General features: G+C 66.3%; 20 protein-coding genes and 2 pseudogenes. 11 read left to right on the top strand and 11 right to left on the bottom strand.

Annotation, left to right across the window (positions count from 1 at the left end; all coding sequences use genetic code 11):
* Positions 1-812: 812 nt before the first annotated feature.
* A complete protein-coding gene (locus Rai3103_RS00660) occupies positions 813-1,253 on the top strand; it encodes an ASCH domain-containing protein (protein ID WP_153570952.1) in 441 nt (146 codons plus the stop codon).
* Between the two features lie 126 nt (positions 1,254-1,379).
* The gene (locus tag Rai3103_RS00655) at positions 1,380-1,577 is read left to right on the top strand and encodes a hypothetical protein (protein ID WP_153570951.1); all 198 of its coding nucleotides are present in this window, start codon (positions 1,380-1,382) and stop codon (positions 1,575-1,577) included.
* A 146-nt stretch (positions 1,578-1,723) separates the two neighbouring features.
* Here the strand turns inward: Rai3103_RS00655 and Rai3103_RS00650 are convergent, their stop codons facing one another.
* From Rai3103_RS00650 to Rai3103_RS00640, 3 genes are all read right to left on the bottom strand, one after another.
* Positions 1,724-2,032, bottom strand: coding sequence for a hypothetical protein (locus tag Rai3103_RS00650; protein ID WP_153570950.1), 309 nt, complete (start codon positions 2,030-2,032; stop codon positions 1,724-1,726).
* 475 nt (positions 2,033-2,507) lie between these two features.
* Positions 2,508-2,822 (bottom strand): hypothetical protein, encoded by a 315-nt coding sequence (locus Rai3103_RS00645; protein ID WP_153570949.1) that lies wholly within the window; start codon positions 2,820-2,822, stop codon positions 2,508-2,510.
* A gap of 559 nt (positions 2,823-3,381) precedes the next feature.
* Positions 3,382-3,843 (bottom strand): hypothetical protein, encoded by a 462-nt coding sequence (locus Rai3103_RS00640; protein ID WP_153570948.1) that lies wholly within the window; start codon positions 3,841-3,843, stop codon positions 3,382-3,384.
* On the opposite strand from Rai3103_RS00640, the gene Rai3103_RS00635 reads away from it, so the two are divergent.
* Complete coding sequence (locus tag Rai3103_RS00635; protein ID WP_153570947.1) at positions 3,842-3,991, top strand: hypothetical protein; 150 nt, start codon at positions 3,842-3,844, stop codon at positions 3,989-3,991. The two genes, Rai3103_RS00640 and Rai3103_RS00635, sit on opposite strands and share 2 nt — an antisense overlap.
* A 252-nt stretch (positions 3,992-4,243) precedes the next feature.
* Here the strand turns inward: Rai3103_RS00635 and Rai3103_RS00630 are convergent, their stop codons facing one another.
* The 6 genes from Rai3103_RS00630 to Rai3103_RS16860 all read right to left on the bottom strand — a co-directional run bounded on the left by Rai3103_RS00630 (position 4,244) and on the right by Rai3103_RS16860 (position 9,057).
* On the bottom strand, positions 4,244-6,937 hold the full coding sequence (locus tag Rai3103_RS00630; RefSeq protein ID WP_153570946.1) for a hypothetical protein: 2,694 nt from the start codon (positions 6,935-6,937) through the stop codon (positions 4,244-4,246).
* The gene (locus tag Rai3103_RS19160; RefSeq protein ID WP_479685353.1) at positions 6,934-7,122 is read right to left on the bottom strand and encodes a helix-turn-helix domain-containing protein; all 189 of its coding nucleotides are present in this window, start codon (positions 7,120-7,122) and stop codon (positions 6,934-6,936) included. Before Rai3103_RS19160 ends, Rai3103_RS00630 begins: the two co-directional genes overlap by 4 nt.
* 486 nt (positions 7,123-7,608) lie before the next feature.
* On the bottom strand, positions 7,609-7,920 hold the full coding sequence (locus tag Rai3103_RS00620; RefSeq protein WP_153570944.1) for a hypothetical protein: 312 nt from the start codon (positions 7,918-7,920) through the stop codon (positions 7,609-7,611).
* A 184-nt stretch (positions 7,921-8,104) separates the two neighbouring features.
* Positions 8,105-8,278, bottom strand: a complete 174-nt coding sequence (locus tag Rai3103_RS00615; RefSeq protein ID WP_153570943.1) for a hypothetical protein — start codon at positions 8,276-8,278, stop codon at positions 8,105-8,107.
* 213 nt (positions 8,279-8,491) lie between these two features.
* The gene (locus Rai3103_RS00610; protein WP_153570942.1) at positions 8,492-8,848 is read right to left on the bottom strand and encodes a hypothetical protein; all 357 of its coding nucleotides are present in this window, start codon (positions 8,846-8,848) and stop codon (positions 8,492-8,494) included.
* Between the two features lie 5 nt (positions 8,849-8,853).
* Positions 8,854-9,057 carry a helix-turn-helix domain-containing protein gene (locus Rai3103_RS16860; RefSeq protein WP_194793209.1) on the bottom strand — a complete coding sequence of 68 codons (204 nt, stop codon included), beginning with the start codon at positions 9,055-9,057 and terminating at the stop codon, positions 8,854-8,856.
* Between the two features lie 137 nt (positions 9,058-9,194).
* On the opposite strand from Rai3103_RS16860, the gene Rai3103_RS00600 reads away from it, so the two are divergent.
* Together Rai3103_RS00600 and Rai3103_RS00595 are read left to right on the top strand one after the other, a co-directional pair.
* Entirely contained in the window at positions 9,195-9,842 is a 648-nt protein-coding gene (locus Rai3103_RS00600; RefSeq protein WP_153570940.1) for a hypothetical protein, read from the top strand.
* Entirely contained in the window at positions 9,814-10,977 is a 1,164-nt protein-coding gene (locus Rai3103_RS00595) for a tyrosine-type recombinase/integrase (RefSeq protein ID WP_153570939.1), read from the top strand. The genes Rai3103_RS00600 and Rai3103_RS00595 overlap by 29 nt, the downstream gene beginning before the upstream one ends.
* Positions 10,978-11,558: 581 nt before the next feature.
* On the opposite strand, the pseudogene Rai3103_RS00590 reads toward Rai3103_RS00595, so the two are convergent.
* Both Rai3103_RS00590 and Rai3103_RS00585 read right to left on the bottom strand, forming a co-directional pair.
* Positions 11,559-11,669 (bottom strand): annotated as a pseudogene (locus Rai3103_RS00590) (hypothetical protein); the annotation flags it as partial.
* A gap of 94 nt (positions 11,670-11,763) precedes the next feature.
* A complete protein-coding gene (locus Rai3103_RS00585) occupies positions 11,764-11,982 on the bottom strand; it encodes a DUF4332 domain-containing protein (RefSeq protein ID WP_194793208.1) in 219 nt (72 codons plus the stop codon).
* Positions 11,983-12,466: 484 nt separating this feature from the next.
* Between Rai3103_RS00585 and Rai3103_RS00580 the strand changes: the two genes are divergently transcribed.
* From Rai3103_RS00580 to Rai3103_RS00555, 6 genes and pseudogenes are all read left to right on the top strand, one after another.
* A complete protein-coding gene (locus Rai3103_RS00580; RefSeq protein WP_153570936.1) occupies positions 12,467-13,012 on the top strand; it encodes a LysR family transcriptional regulator in 546 nt (181 codons plus the stop codon).
* 47 nt (positions 13,013-13,059) lie between these two features.
* A complete protein-coding gene (locus tag Rai3103_RS00575; protein WP_153570935.1) occupies positions 13,060-13,386 on the top strand; it encodes a hypothetical protein in 327 nt (108 codons plus the stop codon).
* 249 nt (positions 13,387-13,635) lie between these two features.
* Positions 13,636-14,513 (top strand): annotated as a pseudogene (locus tag Rai3103_RS18885) (enoyl-CoA hydratase/isomerase family protein).
* Between the two features lie 78 nt (positions 14,514-14,591).
* Positions 14,592-16,664, top strand: coding sequence for an oxidoreductase (locus Rai3103_RS00565; RefSeq protein ID WP_153570934.1), 2,073 nt, complete (start codon positions 14,592-14,594; stop codon positions 16,662-16,664).
* A 79-nt stretch (positions 16,665-16,743) separates the two neighbouring features.
* Positions 16,744-17,913: an acyl-CoA dehydrogenase family protein gene (locus Rai3103_RS00560; RefSeq protein ID WP_228489047.1), complete on the top strand. Its 1,170-nt coding sequence runs from the start codon at positions 16,744-16,746 to the stop codon at positions 17,911-17,913.
* A 17-nt stretch (positions 17,914-17,930) separates the two neighbouring features.
* Positions 17,931-18,863, top strand: coding sequence for an NUDIX hydrolase (locus Rai3103_RS00555; RefSeq protein ID WP_153570933.1), 933 nt, complete (start codon positions 17,931-17,933; stop codon positions 18,861-18,863).
* The last annotated feature ends 52 nt before the right edge of the window (positions 18,864-18,915 follow it).

Below are 18,915 nucleotides of genomic sequence, written 5' to 3'. Positions count from 1 at the left end.
CATCGCCGACGACTGGGGCAGCGCACCTATGGCGAAGCAACTTACCGGAACCGAGGATTCCGACGGGATGGCGGACCTTGACGGGGAACTCCAGGGCTGGCAGCCTGAACGTGTCGTTAGCTCTGGCTGCCAGCGGAGGAGGGTTCAAATCCCTTTTCGGCATTGGGGGTTGGACAGCGATGCTCCTCGGCTTGACGCTCATCCGCTTTCTCGGTGAAATCCTTAGTCGGACCAACCAGAAGGAGGTCGCTATGGCCACTAAGAAGAGGTCAGGTTCACGCCAGTCCCGTAGTCCAAAGAAGTTCGTGCAGTACCTGTTCGAAACCATCTGGGCGGTGGGCGCTGGAGCCATGGCGGCTCCGCTGGCCACCCTGAGCTAACGAATACGAGGGCCTTCTCCTAGGAGGGGCCCTCGTGCCATCCTCGCTCCGCCTCCCGGCCCTACTACACCGTCGTCCACATCGCCCACGCCACCGACCCCGACGCCTTCCACGACCTGTGGAATCGAACCCGCGCCCAGCACCTGTTCGACCAGGACACCGCAACCAGGTGCCCGCCACGTCGGCCAACGGCGCTTCCACGCCATGTCGAGGGCGCAGATCGAGGCGGTCGGCCAGAAGTCCTTGACGTGGGCCACACTGAGGATCCTCGCTGGTGAGCCGTGGCTACGAAGCCCTCGCGGCGGTCATCCGCCGTGCAGCAGCGTCTCAGGCGACATAGGTCCGTCGGCTCCCACCACCCGACCCCAGGGCGTGGCCGCGACCGCCCCTGCCCCCTCCAGATCATCCGACGAGAGCTCGACGGAGCCGACCATGAAGACCCTGACCGTCCGCCAGCCATGGGCCCGCCTCATCATGGCGGGGATCAAGCACCACGAGACCCGCACCTGGACGACTGCCCACCGTGGCCAACTCGCCATCCACGCCGGGATGACCTGGGCCGCCGACGCCCCCTGCCGTCGTGAGCCCTCGGGCATGTTCGTCGCGGATGAGCCCCTTCGCCGCGCCCTGGGCCAGCCCGATCCGAACGGCCTGACCTGGTCGGATCAACGTGGGGCGATCCTCGGCGAGGTCACCCTCGTCGATGTGGTCGAGACCAGCGCCTACCGGCCCACCGACCTGGAACGCCTCCTCGGCGACTACGGTCGAGGGCTGTACGCCTGGGTCCTGGCCGACCCCATCGCGTATGCCCACCCGATCCGCGCCAAGGGCCGCTTGGGCCTCTGGAACTGGCAGCACTCCCCAACGGACTGATCGTCCTCCCGTACGGGGCTGGGGGATCCCACGTGGCGTCCTGCCTTGCCCCCGCGCGCAGAATCGAACAAGGGCGCCGACCGCGACTTGGACTGCTTGCTCGACGAGGGACGAGGAGGGGACAGCATGAACAATGAAAAGTATGTTCGATTCATGCAAGCCGCCCGCGAGGCCAACGACGCGCATCGGCGCAAGTACGGCCTGTCCGAGTTTGACAAGGAGGAGATCCGGCGACGTAAGGAGTGGGACGCCAAGCACCCCGCGCCGTCGCGGACTCCGCAGCCCGACGAGGGCAAGGGCGAGACGGACCGCCAGTCTTCGTAGCCGGGCGTTCAGCCTCCTCGTGGGTCTCGCCCGTCGGTGGGAAGGTCGGATCGACTCGGAAGCTCCCGTGATCGAGCGTCGCGATGCAGGATCGTGGCCATCGCGATTTTCTGCCCAGACATCCATGGGGTCCGGTCTGGTCTGACTCACATGACGGACTCGTCCGTGCCCTCGGGGTCGTCGGGATCTATGCCGCTCGCTTCGAAGACGCGGGTGAACCACGCAAGAGCAGCGGCCAGGGGCGCCTCCACGGGATAACCGGCGACGTGGGCGTCGTACGCGGGGCGCAGGTGTGGCATGCGGTCCTTCTTCACCAGAACGTCTTTGGAGGCCTTCCAGCGGTTGTTCGGGCTGATGTAGAAGACGCCGGGCCCAGAGGAGAAGAACGGCTTCTTGGGTCCCCCGAAGCCCGTTACCGAGAGGTCGTGGGCGTGGCGGTGTCTCAGCCACGTCATTCCTTGCACAGCCTGTCCTTCGGGACACGCGCCCCGCGCAACCGCGTACGGCACGTGATGATTCAGGTGTTGGGTCAGGCTCTCGTCGAGCGCAAGCACCCACCAGACGCCCTCGACCGCGCTGGCCCACATCTTGCGTCCGTAGTTCTCATTGTCGTGGCATCGCACCAGGCACTCGTGGAGTGCCTGGTAGCTCCACCGGATGGCCTGGGCCCGTTCGGGATCGAGGAGCGGGACGGTGCCGTCGGACCACCGCCATCGGGGGCACCGCCCAGCGGACCTCGGTCGTCCAACCACAGGGGTCCCGTCATGGCCGTAGTGAACCACGACGGGGGCTCGGTGTCCGGAACGCGCCGAAGTCCAGACCGCCACCTCGAACGCCTCCTCGGCGACTATGGGCACGGCTACTAGGCCTAGGTCCTTCGAGGACCTGATTACCTGCCCCAACCCAGTCCTTCTTGGTTGCTGGCTCCAGCTACTCCGGCTGAGAACCCGGACCGCTCCTGCGGTTGCCGAAGATGTACCCGATGGTGGTACCGAGCAGCGGCAGGACCGGCGCTAGCAGGAAAGTCTGAGCGAGGTCTTTCAGTGCTGACGCCCACTCGGCTCGGGCTTTTGACAGACTTGCCCACTGTTCGGGGGTGGCTTTTGTTGCGTCCTCCACATAATCCACTTGCAATGGAAAAGTTGCGTACGCGTATGCCACGAGCAAAACGACAAGGAGGAGGATTAAGAGAAGGAGCCATTTGAATATCTTGTAGCCGATTTGTTTCGCGCAGTCTTCGGTCATATCGCAGAACTGTCTCCTTGCCGCTTGGTTGGTGCCCAGCGACGCGGGTTACGGCCCCGGCGTCTCCAGGTCAAATCGCGATTCACTTGGTCAGCTGGCAAGTTAGCCTATCTGGGGGTCGATCCCGGTCCAACGCGTGCCAGCCCGTGGTGTCGCACGCGTCGGGCCCAATAGCCTTACGGCCCGACTCGGTCATCAGCTCCGAGAACGGTTGCCGGGGGGCGTCAGTCTGCCGCTGGGCCGTGCTCTTTCAGCCGTTCTCGGTAGTAGCGGCGCAAGTAGTTCTTGGCCTCCTCGACCACCCAATCGACATCGAATAGGTCGCCGGAGATGAACCACTCGTCCAGTTCGGAGTCCTCAGACCACGGCTCTTGCCAGTGCCACAGCAGCCATCCATTTCCGAGGATTAGGGGTCACACACATAGAACAGTTGCGCCATGCCGCGAGGGACGTAGGGCACGTCCGAGTCGGGCCCGAACCACACTCTGATCTGTGGGTCCTTGGTCAGGTTCTTCCAGTCGCTCATCACATGTTTCCATCCCAGTAGTCCCGGTGGATTTCACACCTCCGGTGTTCTTCGTGCTGGTCCTTCGAGCTCCTCATGGGGCTTTGCTGTGTGGCTGGCGCGCATCGCCAGGAGCCGCTCCACGAGCGCCGCCCGAGCCACCTCGGCGTCGGGCGCCGACGGGGCGCGGGGGATGCCTGCCCGGTCGAGGATGGAATTCGCCGCCCGCTGCCTGTCGGCGGACCGCTCGGCGGTCGCCATCTCCCGTGCCAGGACGGTGATCGCCGGGTCGATCAGCTGGAGCAGACGGAGCTGGGCGGCCTTCCGGACGTTGGGGAGCTGTCCACCGTGGAATCGGGCGCAGACCGTCCCGCCGGGGATCGCGGGGAGGCGGCAGCGTTGGCCGGTCTGCCGGGACGGCGCGTCACACTGGCGGGCGTGGGGGTAGCGGGCCGCGAAGGCCGGGTCGGGGATGTCTGCGTCCCACGGCCTGTCCCGCCGATTTGAAGCGTTCATGAGAGGGCCTTCCTTCAAGGGCGTCCGTACGTACTACGGCCTGAGTTGGTTCGGCATGGCTGATACCTCGATGTGGCCACTTCTTGCCGGGGCCCCGGCGGGCTGGCGGGTTACCGGGGGCGTCGGCGGGTCACCGATCCTCGCCTGACCCGCCACATTTCCTGCCTCTGATTAGGGAGAACGGGTAAGGCGGGTGTGGCGGGTGTTGATCCCTGGCTGTCTCCTTTCCCGTTGGGGGGCGGCCTGGAGGGTCTGGCTCTCTACCTCTTTCTTTCGACTTCAACAGAGGGAGCAGGGGCTCTTGCCCCGCATGACCCCCGAAGGGGAGAGGGGCCGGGATTCTGACCCGCCTTACCCGCCAGACCCGTCTCCCGTAGTCGGAGGGATGTTTTCAGGCGGGTCAACGCTTCATGGCTGACCCGCCTCCCGCGCCGCTTGACCCGCCCGCCCCGCTGGTCGGCGGGACGATATGCCAGCGCTTGGTCTTGTCCTTGTTGTCGTTGCCCAAGTCTTCGACGGTCCAGCCAGCACCGAGCAGTGCCGGTCGGTTACGCACGAGCAGGTTGGTCACGGCCCTTGGGTTGCCTGGCCAGCCCCGCTGTGGCGCGGTCGGGGCGATGGTCATGGTGCCGTCCGGCCCGTGGGTCACCAGGTCCAGCAGTTGCCTGGCGGTGCCGTCGAAAGGCGTCACGACCTGGTCCATCATCCTGGCGATGAACGGGTTGTCGTCGAGGCTGTCGGCGGCCATGCTGGAGGACCGATCCAGGAACCGCCCCAGTCCGTCGGTGCCGTTGAGCTGGTCGAGCGCCGCGAGCACCATGGCGAAGTCGGCCATCCGGGGGGCCTCCGCCAGGGTGATGGAGGGCAGGGCCTGGTGGACCTTGGCGGCCAGATCGAGCAGCGCACCGACCAACGAGGGGTAGACGCTGTCCCACAAAGCGGCCAGGGCCACTTCGGTCATCCGTGCCTGGGCGGGGATGACGTCGAGGTCGATGGCGACCATCCGGTCGGCGAGGTCACCCCTCACCCCGTCCAAGGCGATGCCGTTCAGGATGAGTGCTCGGAGGTACTTAAACACCACCAGCCCACCGTTCGTGTAGAGCTGGCGCTGCACGTCAGCGTCGCCGGTGGCTGCTCGACACAAGGTGTCCGACAGCCAGGGAGGGATCGCCGACAGGTTGTCGAGCGCGACGACCCACGACCCCGACGCGGTCGTTGGCCATACCGCCTCATCGCGCGGAGGTCTACGGAGCTCGACCGGCGAGGGGTCCACCAGCCGTACCAGGAACTTCGTCGCTACCGACTTGCCCGTGCCCTGCTCCCCGAACAACGCGAGGATGGCGTGAGGGACCTGCGGGGCCAGCAGCGCGGCGACCAGCCAACCGAGCACCAAGACTCTGTCCGCCTCCGCCACGTTGAGGATCTTCCACAGGCACTCGATGGAGCCGCCCGGTACAGGCATCGGGAAGGCGCCGGTCAGCTCGGTGCGGCGAAAGAGGACGGGCGCCTTGTCCCGCACCTCCCATCCGCCCTCGGCGATCCGGATCACGTGGTCCTTGACATCGCCCATATCGATCCACACCGCGCCCTCGTGCTCATGCAGCCGCAGGGCGAGCGATGTGGAGGTGGCCTCCTGCGCGAGCCCCTCGATGGTCGTCAGGGCGTCGGTTAACGACGACTGGGACGCGACCTTTCTGGACACCTTCCGATACTCGTTGGCCAGCTCTGACCGCAGCGACTTATGACCACCGCGCAGCATTCTCACGACATGGCCGCTCCCCTTGACGGCGAAGGGCTCACCGTCGGGGGTGCAGCCGAACGAGTAGCGGGCCTGCGCGAGATCAACCAGCATCGCGGCGACCGACAACCTGCCGGTGTTCCCGCCGCCTCCTCGTGTCTGGGACGACGCCGGAGCGTTGCCACCCTGCGCTGTGCCGTCAAGATGGCGGTGCTGGAAGTCGGCCCGGACGTACTCCTCGGTCATCTGCTCCACGTGGGTCTGCGCCCACGCGATGATGCCGTGGAACTCACCAGGGTCTGGCATCAGCCCCGCCGCCTGGTGCAGGGCGGTGAAGCGATCACCGAGCACCGTGGTCGCCGATGCGAGGTCATCCCGGGACAGGCAGCCGAGCCGCACCGCCTCGAACAGCCGCACAGCCTGCGCTAGGCACCACTGACGCCGCTGAACCCCCTCGCCGGGACTGTCGGTCGGCCAGCCGGAGATCATCGCAGCCGCGTACGCGCAGGTCGTCCCCTCCGGCCAGTCCGCCATCGAGACGACCTCCCCCGTGCCCGCGCCCCCCGCACCCGTGGGCTCCTCGCGCACGCCGGACGCCTCCAGCAGCACCTCCAGCTCATCCAGGGTCAGGCGGTCCACCACGACGTCGGGGTTGTCGTCCTCGATGAACTCGGCCATCACCGGCCCGCCACCGGGCTTGAGGTTCGCCGTCCCCGGCACGCGAAGGACGCGGGCAGGCTCGCTCACGAAGTCCACGTTGCCGCCACGCGCCATCGCGACCGACCTGACCATCACCCCGAACCGGCGGAGCAGCCGGACCGCGCGCTCATGATCGCCGGGGGTGTACGCCTCAAGAAGCCAATACGGATGCAAGCCGCCTGTGCCGGACCGCACGACGGCGGCGGGCTGGCGCCCTCCGAGCAGGCCGCAGATGTCTGCCAGGAGCTCGCGGCACCCCTCCTCCGACCCAAGGCCGCCTGGGAGCGCCTTGGAGTCCAGATCGACGTACAGTGCGGCGATCCGTGCGACATCCGCCGCCCTTCCGCGCTGGCCGGGGGCGAGCTCAGCGGACGCCGAGATCGGGTTGACGCCGAACCACACGTCAGCCCGCCCGGCCTGCGCGTCGGCGCGAGCCTGGGCATCTCCTGCGGTACCCAGCGTGGCCGTTAAGGCGCCGTCCGGTCTCCGGTAGCACACGGACACCCGCTCATCCGGGGCGATGCCCAGAACCTCCAGAAGTCGCCCGAAAGCAGGGAGGCAGCCTTCCTGGTAGCTATGATTGTGGTGGTTCTCGATACCCGCTGCCGCGTCGGCCCCCGTCCCAATGGGGGCCGCGCCATCGTCGGAGATCATCATGACCGGCCCTCAGGGCCTGCGATAGTGCCGACCGTAGGAATCGTCGTGATGGCACGGTCGATCTCGTTCATCTCGACCCGAATGGCACGGCCTCCCGGCATGCGGTAGCCAGTGATCAGCCCCTGTGCGACATACGACCGGATAGTTCGAACCGACAGGCCATAGGCATCTGCGGCGACTTGCATGGTGACCAATTTTTTGGGCATACCAACTCCGAAAAGTTGCAGTGGTATGCACGCCCGAATTTGGTTCGATAACGGTCCGGCATGGTCGGTTTGCGCTACTTATTCATCCCGCTACCTCGGATCTTGCCGAGGAGCCATTACGCAGGGTAGACATCTTTGCGCCGACGCCATTCGATCTTCCGAGACCCAGGCCACTTAACCCGGGTCCATCGCTTGCTCGTGCCTATTTTATTTTGCTCTATCCTACAGGAGATTCCACTCGCCGCAACTCGGTGTCAGTCCGTACCACTTGCAGCCGCATCACCTCGCGCCACCTCGGATAGAGCGGCGACGATCTCGGCGTCACGGCCCCGCGCGGCATGCTGATACTGCATGGCAGCAGTGGGGTCGAATGGCTCGGGAGCGCCATTAGCTCTGCCAGGGTGGTTCCCGTCCGAGCGGCCAGCGCCGCGCCGGTTCGTGGGGAGCCTCCGTCCGCCGCTCCGTTCATGGTGTCTTGTTGTGGGGGTTCGTCTCCTCAGGGTCGGCGACCTCCACTCGGCGCAGTTCCATGACTCGGTCGGGATCCAAGTCCTCGAGACTCCAACCCGCTGAGACGAGCCACTCCTCGACGAAAATCTCGGCGCTGAGCGGAATATCAATAGTCCGCCTTCCTGGGCGTTTTACGTAGAGCAACGCCCACACCTCGCGGTGCAATTCGGTTGCATCCTCCAGCGCCATGGCCCTAACGACGGCAACGAGGACCGGCCATGGATCATCGAAATCCAAGCGCTTTGCCAGGCCCAGGACGTTGTTCATGGCTTGGTTTAGCGCAGGACTAATGAATACGGTCTCGGAGGCCGACGGGGTCACTGTTCCGCTCCCGGTGTGTGCAGGAGCGGGGGCACCAGCTCCGGCAAGCTTCGACCCGGGACGGCACGGCAGGTCACCGGGCCGAGTAGGTCTTCGTCGCTCGGCGTGGGGCGGTAGTCGACGGTTTCGATCATGAGAGTTCTCCGATGTGGTTGCTGCGGGTGGGTACTCGCCCGGACTTCTTGTCACCGGGAGTGAGTTGGGTGGGGGTGTAGTCCCGGAGATGGGGCCTCTTCGCCGACTTGATGACAGCTTGCCCGTCGGGCTCGTCGATGCTCCCCGGCGGCCCGGATGGTGTGCCCATGGATTGTTCCTTCTGTGTGGGTTCGGTGCTTCTGCGGCTCGGGCGGTGACAGGCGCCGTGACATCGGCCCGTTCATCCGCCCTGTGGCTAGGGCAGAAGGGTTCGCTCCGCCTGACAGGTCGTCAGATCGGGGGTTGAGAGGTGCTCGCGATGCCACCTGGGCGGGCCCGAGCCCCTCGGCCTTCGAGCTGTTCCCCGCTGGTCTACTGAGCCCTACCGCTCCGGGAAGCGGTCCCTGGCATGCGCAATGATCGCGGCGTATTGCAGCCAGTCGGCCACGGCACGGAACTTGTCTGCCGCAGCTCGAACCTCCTCGGGGTTGCCGTCCTTGCCCAGCTTGACCAGGCTGTCTGGGGGCAGGGTCTCGATCCACTCCATCGCGAGGCGGACGCTGCCTGGGAGGCGCGATGGCCTCCTCTTTCCCGCCGCCGCCCGCAGTCTCGCCTCGTTGAGTGCCTCGTAGGACTTGTGTGGTCCGGGCACGGACTTCCTGCGTCGAGGGGCCTGCTCGCCGCCCTGCGGTGCGGGCGACGCGGTGGTCTCGTTCCTGGTCGGCTCCATCTCGCTCATCCCGGTCACCGGCCTTCGAGGAAGTCGTCGATGGCGCTCTGGGGGACGCGGATCGTCGTTCCGATGCGGACGGCCCGCAGTTCTCCCCGGTGGATCAGCCCGTAGATGCTCTGCGGTTGAACGCCGAGTTGCTCGGCGATGCCACGGCGACCGTCCAGGTCGCCGGTGACGCGGTAGACGGGCTGGGTCTGGGTGTCATCCCTGGGCACTTCTCCTCCTGTGGGGCTTCGTGCGGGCCTATACAGCTCCGCTGGCTCTAGGGTAGCCTCGAGTACGCACGTTTCCAAACACAAAATGCGTGGCAAGGATGTAAGACATGTGTAGTACGTATCTGTAAGGTGGTGGTATGGCACTACCTGATAGCTGGTCGGTGACGCCGTGGGGCCGATACGACGAGGAGCCGCCTGATCCGGGCATCGTGCCGGTGACGGGGCCCGACGGGCGGGAGATGGAGCTTAGGGAGCGGTTGGATCCCGCATGGCACGCGGCGCATTGGCACTACGGAGCTGAGATCCGTGACCGTGATCGCGGCGTCACCTACCGGGCCACGGTGGGCCAGGACGCTCGTCTCGACTACCTCAGCGTCGAGGTGGCTGGTGACCAGATCGACCAGAACTCGCTGCGTCGGTTGCCCACCGAACGAATCCGCCGCGTGACCGCCTCCCTGGCGAACGTGACTAAGCGGGGGCGCGTGGCGTTCATCCTGGCGGGGGAGCCCTCCTCCGGGACCGAGCCCGTCGAGGAAGGCCAGCGGGGCGACAAGCCCCCGCTGAGCGAGGTGGCGCACCGCATGCTCACGCTCGGCGAGGGGCGTCACGAGCTTGCGGCCCACTACGGGCGCAACGTCCGCACCGTGGACAACTGGATAAGAGAGGCGCGGGTGAAGCGCCTCATCCCCGAGACAAGAGCAGAACTGCGCGCGCGGCAGGAGCGAAACCGCGCCGCACACATGAGACAGAGGGAAAATGCCCAGGATCACGAAGCCGAAGGCTGACGAGCCGATCAGACTCGTCACGACGAAGACGGGCGAACATCGGTACGAGGTGGTCCTCACTGTCAGCCCGCCCGGTGAGCGGCGCCGCCAGGTCCGGCGCCGCTTCGCCACCTTGAAGGAGGCGCGAGCAGCCGTTGACCACACCCGCGACGCGGTGCGCGGCGGGCGGTTCACACCCTCCAGCACCGTCACGCTCGACCAGCTCGTCGAGCAGTGGCTCGCCACACGTCGCGACATTCGCCCGGTCTCGCGGGAGGGCTACGGCCAGGTGCTCAAGCCGATCACGACCCAACACGGCGACCGGCGCGTGCAGTCAATCTCTCGCGCCGAGGTTGAACGCTGGGTGGCCTCGTGGCCGACGACCGGCGGCGTACGGGGCAAGGGCATCTCGCACCGCAGCATCGTGTATACCCTGCAAGCGCTTCGGCAGGTCTTCGACTTCGGGGTCAGCCAAGGTCTCCTGCCCAAGTCCCCGGTGGACGGCGTGAAGCCCCCTCGGAGGACTGCCGAGGACCACACAGAGTTCCGTGTATGGACGGTCGCGGAGCTCGGGAAGTTCGTGAAGGCCGCCGACGCGGACCCCCTGGCGGCGGCGTGGCGGCTCACGTGCTGCGGACTGCGTCGGTCAGAGGTGCTCGGTATGGACTGGCGGGCGGTGGACCTCGACCAAGGGACCGTGCGCGTCGAGGCGGGGCGAGTGGTTGCCCGCGAAACGCACACGACAACCGTGGACGCGCCGAAGTCGGCAGCCTCACGCCGCGAGGTGCCCGTAGAGGCCCTCCAGCCCGGCACCGTGAAGATCCTGCGGGAGGAATGGCTCCGCCAAGGACGACCCACCGCAGGGCTCGTTGTGATCAATGGAGCGGGGGAGCCGGTCCACCCCGACGCCTACGGCAGTCGATTCCGGGCCCTGTGCAAGGACTCCGGTGTGCCGGAGGTTCGCCTTCACTCTGTTCGCCACTGCATCGCGACAGCCCTCCATGAGGCTGGCGAGGCTCCCGCCGCCGTCGCCCGTCTGCTCGGCCACGAGGTCAACACCCATTTGACGTTCTATGTCACCAGCTCGGACGAGTCAGCCCGGCGGGCCGCCGAACGCTTCGGAAAGGTCCTGGCTGGCGGTGCGCATGCTGTCTAAGAGATGTGCGGCGATGTCACAGGCGTTGTCACGAACGGCACGAAACTGGGCATATCGCGGAGAGAAGAGAACGCACGAGATGCGGCCACTGAGCCATCAGACGCCGTGGACGTCGGTCTCTTAATCAGCGGGTTCAGGGTTCAAGTCCCTGGCGGTGTACCAGATCCGCGCTACGACGCGGAACGACCGGCCTCGGCTCCTAAGGGAGTCGGGGCCGGTGTCCGTTCACTGCCCGCAAACTCCACCGGGGCACGTGCCGATGGAGGGTCATCGGTGAGGGAACTGGCGGCATCCGCCGGTTCCCAGCATCAGGGCGCACAGATCCACCAGGTCGAGCCGCCGGGTCTCCTGACCGGCCCCCAGGGCCTTCAGGAGGGTGGGGCCGTCGGGTTCCGTCAGTGCCCGTGCTGCCTTTACCGGGACCGGGACCGAGACCGCTCCCGCGTCGCGGACAGGGGTTGGCTTGCATGGAGCCATGGCGCATGGCCATCTCGATCACGCCCTGAACCGGACGGTCTACGGTGACCCGGCCCTCGCGATTGGCCCTTTGAGTGTCTGATCAACCATCGGGGATTGGGGTGTCAAGATAGGGCGTCCGGTGCGGTGAGGCCCAGCTTCTTCAAGAAGAAGAAGCTGGGCCTCACCGCGTCGAGTTCGGTCTTGTCGGAGAACGCCACGCTCGCTGTGTCGGGCGTGCTGAGACTGAGTTATTCGGGCTTGCGTGGCTGCCCGGCATGCAGCCTCGAAGTCAGAGGCGCAATCGTAGAGGCGATAAGAAGCCGGGGGTCAGCTGTCCAGCGCCTTCGCCTGACTGATCCAATCCTCGCACTCTGCCACAGACAGTCCGATGACCTTACCGTGCCGAGTTTCGATCATCTCCTTGAGCTTCTCGGCGTTGCGGTGCCGCAACTCCTTCACGGAGTCCACGCCGATGCTCTTGAGCACCTCTGCGTGCTTCGGTCCGATGCCCTTGATCCTCGCCAGGTCGTTCTCGACGTGTGCCATTTCACAGCTCCTCGAAACTGCAGCATCTACGTTGGACATTACGCATCATAGCCCCCAGTCATCGCTATGTTGAGCCCTTACGAAGTACTCCCGCGGTATCCGGAGGCCGCGGTCGGTGCGGCGGATCTGTCGGGAGGGCCTCGTGGGTCAGGTGACGAATTGGGCCAACCACAGGTGGGTCGGCCACTCGGTGCAGCGGTCGTCTGACCGGCCGTGGACGTGGCCCCTCCTTGCTGCGTCGGTCGAGCCCGCACCTTTTTGTGCCGTGGCTCTTTCCAGGCGTGCTGGGGCTGCCGTTGCTGGTCGTCCGGGTGGTCGGGTTCGTGCTCGGGGTCGTGGGCAGGTCCGCCCGACACCGCTTGGGCTCCTTCCGGCGAGTGGGTGCGGACGATGATCGTGGAGCGTCGCCGTCAGCGTGGGGTCGGGTAGCACTACCCGTCCGACTCCCTCCGGCCCCCGATTCGCCACCAACTAGTGTCACCCTGTGGACCTGGACCTGCTCGAGTGCTTCGTCGCCGTTGCCGAGGAGTTGAACTTCGGCCGCGCAGCAGAACGCGTCCACCGGAGTGCCTCACCGGTGAGTCGGGCAGTCAAGGAGCTGGAGCGCGAACTCCGCGGCGAACTCTTCGTCCGCGACTATCACCATGTGGAGTTGACCCCCCTCGGACGGGAGCTCCTTCCGCTCGCTCGGCGCGTGCTCAGGGATGTGGATCACCTCAAGGCCAGAGCGCACACCGTCACCCGCGCCGCACCCGAGCGCGCCGTCCGGCTCGGTGTCTCGCAGCTGTGCCCTCCGCTGGCGTGTGAGTCGTTCGAGCGGATGATCGTCGAGGGGATGCCGGGGTCGCATGTCGAGGTCGTGTTCGGCAGCGGGGCCGAGTTGCTGTCCGCCCTGGAGCGGGGGGACCTGACGGTCGCCCTGGTCCAGTTGCCGATCGGGCGCCCGCGACTGTCGACGAGGACGCTGGTCAAGCTCGTGACCTGGGTGATCATGCGGAGGGGGATCCGCTCGGCGAGCGGGAGACGCTGAGTCTGGACGACCTCACCGGACGTACGCTCACCATCGGTTCTCCTGCCGTGGAGCCCGTCGCGATGGAGGTGATGATCGCGAACCTGCGGGCGCACGGTGTGGTGGACATCGGCCAGTTGCCCGACTTCGACCACGTCAAGCTCGCCGCCCACATCCGTTACCGCGGCGGACTCGCGCTGACCCTCCACCCGCGGACCGGCGGATCGGCCCGGATCTTCGACGATCCGGCCTTCCAGCTGCGGCCCGTGACCGATCCGGGCTTCAGGTTCCCTCTCGGCGTCGCCTGGCGTACTGCCGATGCCAAACGCGAGGGGCCGACCCGTCGCGTCGTCGACCTGATCGACTCGGCCTGGACCCCGCCACAGCTCGACTGACCCGTCCGCCAGCACGTGTCGGCGTTGCGGAAATCGGCATGTGTATATCTCGACATAAGCAACGGAGACCCCCTGCCGAATTCCTCGCCGTAGCGTCACTATAGAGGTGCTGCTGGAGGTTGCCGGCGCGTCAGGAATACCTTGCATTCTGTCGAAGTTTTCGACGATCCCACTGGTCGTCGGAATCCCTCGAACGTTGTTCCTCGCCCTGCTTCTCCTCCATTCTGTTGTGACGAGAAGAGGCTTGCAATGAACGTTCCACCTGGTGCGACGAAAGACGTCGTGACTGAGGCCTATCACCTCCCGGAGCCGGACTATTCCGGTTACGAGAAGTTGATCATCCGTACGGACGGGCCGGTCTTCGTCTGCTCGTTCAACGACCCGGGCAACCTCAACGCGATGTCGTACGCCCAGATGAGCGAGTTCAACGACTTCCTGACCAAGGTCCGCTGGGACACCCGGTGCCGGGCGATCGTCCTCACCGGCGAGGGCCGCTCGTTCTGCGCCGGCTTCAACCTGAAGGACCTGGCGCTGGACCCGCCGGAAGGAATGGGGCGCGTCCAGCGGGACTTCTTCATCATGCAGCGGATGTGCTCGGAGCAGATCGTGAACATGCGCCGGCTCGAGCAGCCGATCATCGGGGCGCTCAAGGGCTACGCCGTCGGGGTGGCCTGTCGCTGGCCTGCTCCTGCGACCTGCGGATCCTCGGGGAGTCGTTCCGGATGAACGCCGGATACCTGAGCATCGGATACACCGGCACCGACATGGGCGGCGCCTACTACCTGCCCAAGATCGTCGGTTACTCCCGGGCGGCCGAGATCCTGATGACCGGCCGGCGCTTCGGTGCGCGGCAGCTCGCCGACTGGGGCTTCGCCTCCTCGGTGCTGCCCGACGACGAGGTGCTCCCCGCGGCGCTGGCCCTGGCCCGGGAGATCGTCGACGGGACCTCGCCGTTCGGGCTGCGGCTCACCCGGGAAGTCCTGCTGGCTTCGCTGGACGGTGCGAGCTTCGAGTCCGTGGTCAAGCTGGAGAACCGTAACCAGGTCCTGGCGGCGAACACCGAAGACGGGATGAACGGCGTCATCGGCATGCGCGACCGTTCGCCGATCGTTTTCGAGAACAAGTGATCATTTGCTCACGCCGAGCGCGAGCGGAATCGACGATCGTCGTTCTCGGCTGGGATTGTCCGTCTGGAGGCTGGTGACATGAGCAATACATTTCCACACATTTTCACACCGCTGCAATTGGGTAAGGTTTGGGTCAAGAATCGCATCGCTTTTCTGCCCATGACAACCGGTCTGGTCGACGACTACCAGATCACCGACGAATTCGTCGACTTCTACGAGCAGCGGGCCCGTGGCGGCGTCGGGCTGACGGCCATCGGATCCGCGTACGTCTGCGATCTGTCCGGATGCACCACGCAGTACCCGACGGCGGGCAAGGCGGCCGGCATCTGGGACGACCGGTTCATCGAGGGCTGGCAACGGGTGGCGGACGCCATCCGCGGCGCGGGCTCGGTTTCCTGCGTGCAGTTGCAGATCTGCTACGAGTGGCGCGCCGACGCGAGCCAGCCTCTTGAGGCGGTCGGCCCGTCCGACGGACCCGGCGGACCGTTCGTCAAGCATCTGCGGGAACTGCGGCTGGACGAGATCAAGCTGATGATCAAGCAGTACGGCGACGCCGCCGTACGTGCCCAGAAGGCCGGCTTCGACGTGGTCGAGGTGCATGCCGGCATCGGCTATCAGGTGTCCCGCTTCCTGTCGTCCTTCTCCAACCGGCGCACTGATGAGTACGGCGGCACGTTGGAGAAGCGCACCCGCCTGCTCACCGACATCCTCGACGAGATCCACCAGCGGTGCGGCGACGACTTCCCCGTCATGGTCCGCATCTCGGCCGACGACTTCATGCCGGGCGGCAACCGGGTGTCCGACACCCGCCAGATCATCCCCATCGTCGAACGCCACGGCGTCGCCGCGTGGAGCATCCAGGCAGGGTTCCACGAGGCCCCGCGGCTGCTGGTGAACCAGTTCGTGCCGGAGGCGGCCTTCGTGGACATGGCCCGCCAGTGCAAGCAGGTCTCCCGCGTGCCGGTCATCGCGTCCTACCGCATCAACACCATCGACCGCTGCGAGTCCATCGTCGGCGAGGGCCATGCCGACATGGTCGGTATGGCTCGCCAGCTCATCGCCGATCCCGAGTTCGCGGCCAAGGCGGAGGCTGGTCACCCCGAACAGATCCGCGAGTGCATCGTGTGTTCCCGGTGCCTGGACAACATCTTCGTCGGCAAGAAGGTGCAGTGCTCGGTCAACGCGCAGGTGGCGCATCCGGAGCTGGGTTTCGGCGCCGTCCCGCGGCCGCTTCCCACCGGGAAGCGCAAGAGCGTGGTGGTCATCGGTGGTGGTCCCGGCGGGATGGAGGCCGCGCGGGTGGCGGCGTTGCGCGGTCACCGGGTCACCCTGCTGGAGCGCAACGCGAGACTCGGCGGCGCACTGACCATGGCCCAGGTCCTCAACGAGAACCTGCAGCCCACCGTCAGGTGGTACCGCAACGAGATGTCGCGGCTCCCGATCGACGTGCACCTCAACACCGAGGCGACAGTCGACGTCATCCGCCAGTTCGCCCCGGACGAGATCATCGTCTCCCCGGGCGGGTCGGTGATCAATCCGAAGGGCGTCCGCGGTCTCGACCGCAAGAACGTCATCTCCAGCGGGGACCTCAAGAAGCTCGTCGAGGGGCACACGCCGCCCGGTCACGGCATCATCTGGAACGCGGCCGGTCTCGGGCTGCGGATGATGCACGCCAACCCCGGCCTGATGCGGTGGGGCATGGGGACGTCGCTGATGATCAAGAAGCGGGTCGCCGTGATCGGCGGCGGGTTCGCCGGCTGCGAGGTCGCCATGTCGATCATGCGGGACCGCGACGTCACGATCATCGAGGAGAGCCCGAAGCTGGGCAACGGGATCGGCATCATCGATCGCCGCCCCGAGCTGAACATCCTGACCGAAGGCGGGGTGAAGACGCGCACCGGGACCCGACTCCTGGAGGTGACCGCCCACGGGATCCTCGTCGAGGAGATCGAATCCGGCCAGCAGGATCACCTCGAGGTCGACACCGTGATCCTGACGCTCGGCGTCGAGACCAACGACAACCTCTACCGGCAGCTGTGCCAGTCGTTCGACTCCGTTCACCTGATCGGGGATGCGAGCACCCCGACCGGCAAGGTCAAGCGGACCCTCGAGGCCATCTCCGAGGGCTACTGCGCCGCCATGGCCGTCTGACCCACCGGCGGACCCACCTGCGGTCAGCCCATCCCCTCCCCCCTGACAACACCCATCTCCGTACGAGGAGCGCAATTTCATGATGGATTTCAGCCTCACCGATGAACAGGTCCTGATGAAGCAGGGCATCGCCGAATGGTGTCGGACGAACATGCCCGAGCACAAGATCCAGGAGTGGTACGCGAACCGCGGCATCGAACAGCAGGTCGCGAAGTCCTGGGTCGATGCCGGCTTCGGCAAGCTCGGCATCCCGGAGGAGTACGGCGGCACGCCGTGCGACAAGCTCACCCTCTGCCTGGCCATCGAGGAACTCTGCCACGGTGGCGGCAACATCCCGATGGCACCCAACGCCCTGATCAACTTCGACATCCTGGAGTTCGGCAGTCCTGAGCAGATCCGGGACGCGATGGACTACTACTTCGAGCTCGGCATCCCGAAATACGCCCTGGCGATCTCCGAGCCCAACGCCGGCTCGGACAACCAAGGCATGTGCACCTACACGACCCGGGACGCCGACGGCAGGATCCACATCCACGGAGCCAAGACCTGGGTCACCAACGGCGAGTGGTCGCCGGGCCTGATCGTGGTGGCCAAGGACGACGACCCCAGCCGCGAGAACAAGAACATGTCGATGTGGCTCGTCGAGACCTCCACGCCGGGGATCCGCATCGAGAAGCTCAACAAGATCGGCATGCAGATCGCCCCCTTCTGCACGGTGCACTTCGACGACGTCGTCGTGGAGGAGTCCGCCCTGCTGGGCGAGCGTGGCAAGGGCCTGTACAACCTGATGAAGAACTTCGAGTTCGAGCGGGCCGTCCTGATCGCCGAACTGCTCGGGGAGGCCCAGGCCGCCATGGACGACGCCGCGGAGTGGGTCAACCAGCGCGAGGCCTTCGGCCAGGGGGTCAAGACCTTCCAGTTGGTCCAGGAACACATCACCGACATGCAGATCAAGCTGTCGAACTCGCGCAACTTCCTCTACCGGACCTGCTGGAAGATGGACAACGGACTGCCCGTCAACAACGACGCCGCGATGCTCAAGCGGTACGCCGCCCCGGCGCTCACCGAAGTCTGCAGCGAGGCCCTGCAGCTGTACGGCGGACTCGGGTTCACCGATCAGACCCGCGTCTCCCGACTGATGCTGGACTGTCGGGGCATGCAGATCGGCGGCGGCACGATCGAGATCATGGTGCACATCGCGGGTCGCGGGATCCTGAAGGAATACGCCAAAAACGGCTTCTACTACTAGAGCCGGGGCGAGCGACGATGACTGGTGACGGGTACGACACGGTGGAGCGGGCGGCCTTCGGCAGACCCCCGGCCCGAGAACTTCTTCCCGGGTGGCTGGTGACGGCCGACGGCGTCCTCACCGTGCCATGCCCGTCCTCGCTCGAGGACGACGCCCGCGCTCACCTCACGGGGCATGGAACCGTCGCCACCCCGCGACTCGCCGCCACGGTCATGCTCGTCCGCCCGGGATGGCCCGACCTCCTCGGCGGGGGAGCCGAGACCTTCATGCTGCACCGCTCGATGTCGATGGCCTTCGCGCCCGGCGCGATGGTCTTCCCCGGGGGAGCGGTGGACCGGCGCGACGGTGAGCCGATCCCCTGGGCGGGCCCGCACCCGCGCGAGTGGGCAGAGCTCCTCGGCTGCGATCGTCTGGATGCCCAGGCCATCGTCGTCGCCGCGGTCCGGGAGCTCTTCGAGGAGAGCGGCGTCCTGCTCGCCGGCGTCGACGGTGACCACGTCGTGCAGGGTCTCGACACACCCATGTGGCAGCAGGAGATCCGCCGGCTCGCCTCGCACCGCGCCTCGTTGGCCGAGGTGCTGATCCGGCACGGCCTCGTGCTGCGCTCCGACCTGCTGGGGCTACGCGACCACTGGGTGACGCCGGAGTTCGAACCACGCCGCTACGACACGTACTTCTTCGCCGCCCGCACCCCGGAGGGCCAGACGGCGACGGCGCTGACGACCGAGGCCATCAGCGTCCGCTGGACCTCCGCCCGAGCCGTACTCGACGCCGCCGGCCGCGGCGAGGTGCAGCTCTTCCCCCCGACCGCCCACAACATCGCCCGTCTCGCCGAGTCCGACTCGGTCGAGCAATTCACCACCACCGGACGCGCCGTCGGCCGACTGATGCTGGTCCCCCGCGAACGACCGGAGGGCGACATCGTGCTCTCGTGCCGACTCGGTAACTGACCGGGCCGACACGGTGGGCACGCGAATCCCCCCGCAGAAGAGAGGCAATTTC

The sequence above is a fragment of the Raineyella fluvialis genome (assembly GCF_009646095.1).
GTDB classification, from domain to species: domain Bacteria; phylum Actinomycetota; class Actinomycetes; order Propionibacteriales; family Propionibacteriaceae; genus Raineyella; species Raineyella fluvialis.
This window is presented reverse-complemented; position numbering and strand designations above follow the sequence as displayed.

What these genes read in the sequence shown, in the direction of transcription:
- Rai3103_RS00660 (WP_153570952.1), top strand. Translation starts at nt 813, where the DNA reads ATGAAGACCCTGACCGTCCGCCAGCCATGGGCCCGCCTCATCATGGCG.
- Rai3103_RS00655 (WP_153570951.1), top strand. Translation starts at nt 1,380, where the DNA reads ATGAACAATGAAAAGTATGTTCGATTCATGCAAGCCGCCCGCGAGGCC.
- Rai3103_RS00650 (WP_153570950.1), bottom strand. Translation starts at nt 2,032, where the DNA reads ATGACGTGGCTGAGACACCGCCACGCCCACGACCTCTCGGTAACGGGC.
- Rai3103_RS00645 (WP_153570949.1), bottom strand. Translation starts at nt 2,822, where the DNA reads ATGACCGAAGACTGCGCGAAACAAATCGGCTACAAGATATTCAAATGG.
- Rai3103_RS00635 (WP_153570947.1), top strand. Translation starts at nt 3,842, where the DNA reads ATGAGAGGGCCTTCCTTCAAGGGCGTCCGTACGTACTACGGCCTGAGT.
- Rai3103_RS00640 (WP_153570948.1), bottom strand. Translation starts at nt 3,843, where the DNA reads ATGAACGCTTCAAATCGGCGGGACAGGCCGTGGGACGCAGACATCCCC.
- Rai3103_RS00630 (WP_153570946.1), bottom strand. Translation starts at nt 6,937, where the DNA reads ATGATGATCTCCGACGATGGCGCGGCCCCCATTGGGACGGGGGCCGAC.
- Rai3103_RS19160 (WP_479685353.1), bottom strand. Translation starts at nt 7,122, where the DNA reads ATGCAAGTCGCCGCAGATGCCTATGGCCTGTCGGTTCGAACTATCCGG.
- Rai3103_RS00620 (WP_153570944.1), bottom strand. Translation starts at nt 7,920, where the DNA reads ATGAACAACGTCCTGGGCCTGGCAAAGCGCTTGGATTTCGATGATCCA.
- Rai3103_RS00615 (WP_153570943.1), bottom strand. Translation starts at nt 8,278, where the DNA reads ATGGGCACACCATCCGGGCCGCCGGGGAGCATCGACGAGCCCGACGGG.
- Rai3103_RS00610 (WP_153570942.1), bottom strand. Translation starts at nt 8,848, where the DNA reads ATGAGCGAGATGGAGCCGACCAGGAACGAGACCACCGCGTCGCCCGCA.
- Rai3103_RS00600 (WP_153570940.1), top strand. Translation starts at nt 9,195, where the DNA reads ATGGCACTACCTGATAGCTGGTCGGTGACGCCGTGGGGCCGATACGAC.
- Rai3103_RS00595 (WP_153570939.1), top strand. Translation starts at nt 9,814, where the DNA reads ATGCCCAGGATCACGAAGCCGAAGGCTGACGAGCCGATCAGACTCGTC.
- Rai3103_RS00585 (WP_194793208.1), bottom strand. Translation starts at nt 11,982, where the DNA reads ATGGCACACGTCGAGAACGACCTGGCGAGGATCAAGGGCATCGGACCG.
- Rai3103_RS00565 (WP_153570934.1), top strand. Translation starts at nt 14,592, where the DNA reads ATGAGCAATACATTTCCACACATTTTCACACCGCTGCAATTGGGTAAG.
- Rai3103_RS00560 (WP_228489047.1), top strand. Translation starts at nt 16,744, where the DNA reads ATGATGGATTTCAGCCTCACCGATGAACAGGTCCTGATGAAGCAGGGC.
- Rai3103_RS00555 (WP_153570933.1), top strand. Translation starts at nt 17,931, where the DNA reads ATGACTGGTGACGGGTACGACACGGTGGAGCGGGCGGCCTTCGGCAGA.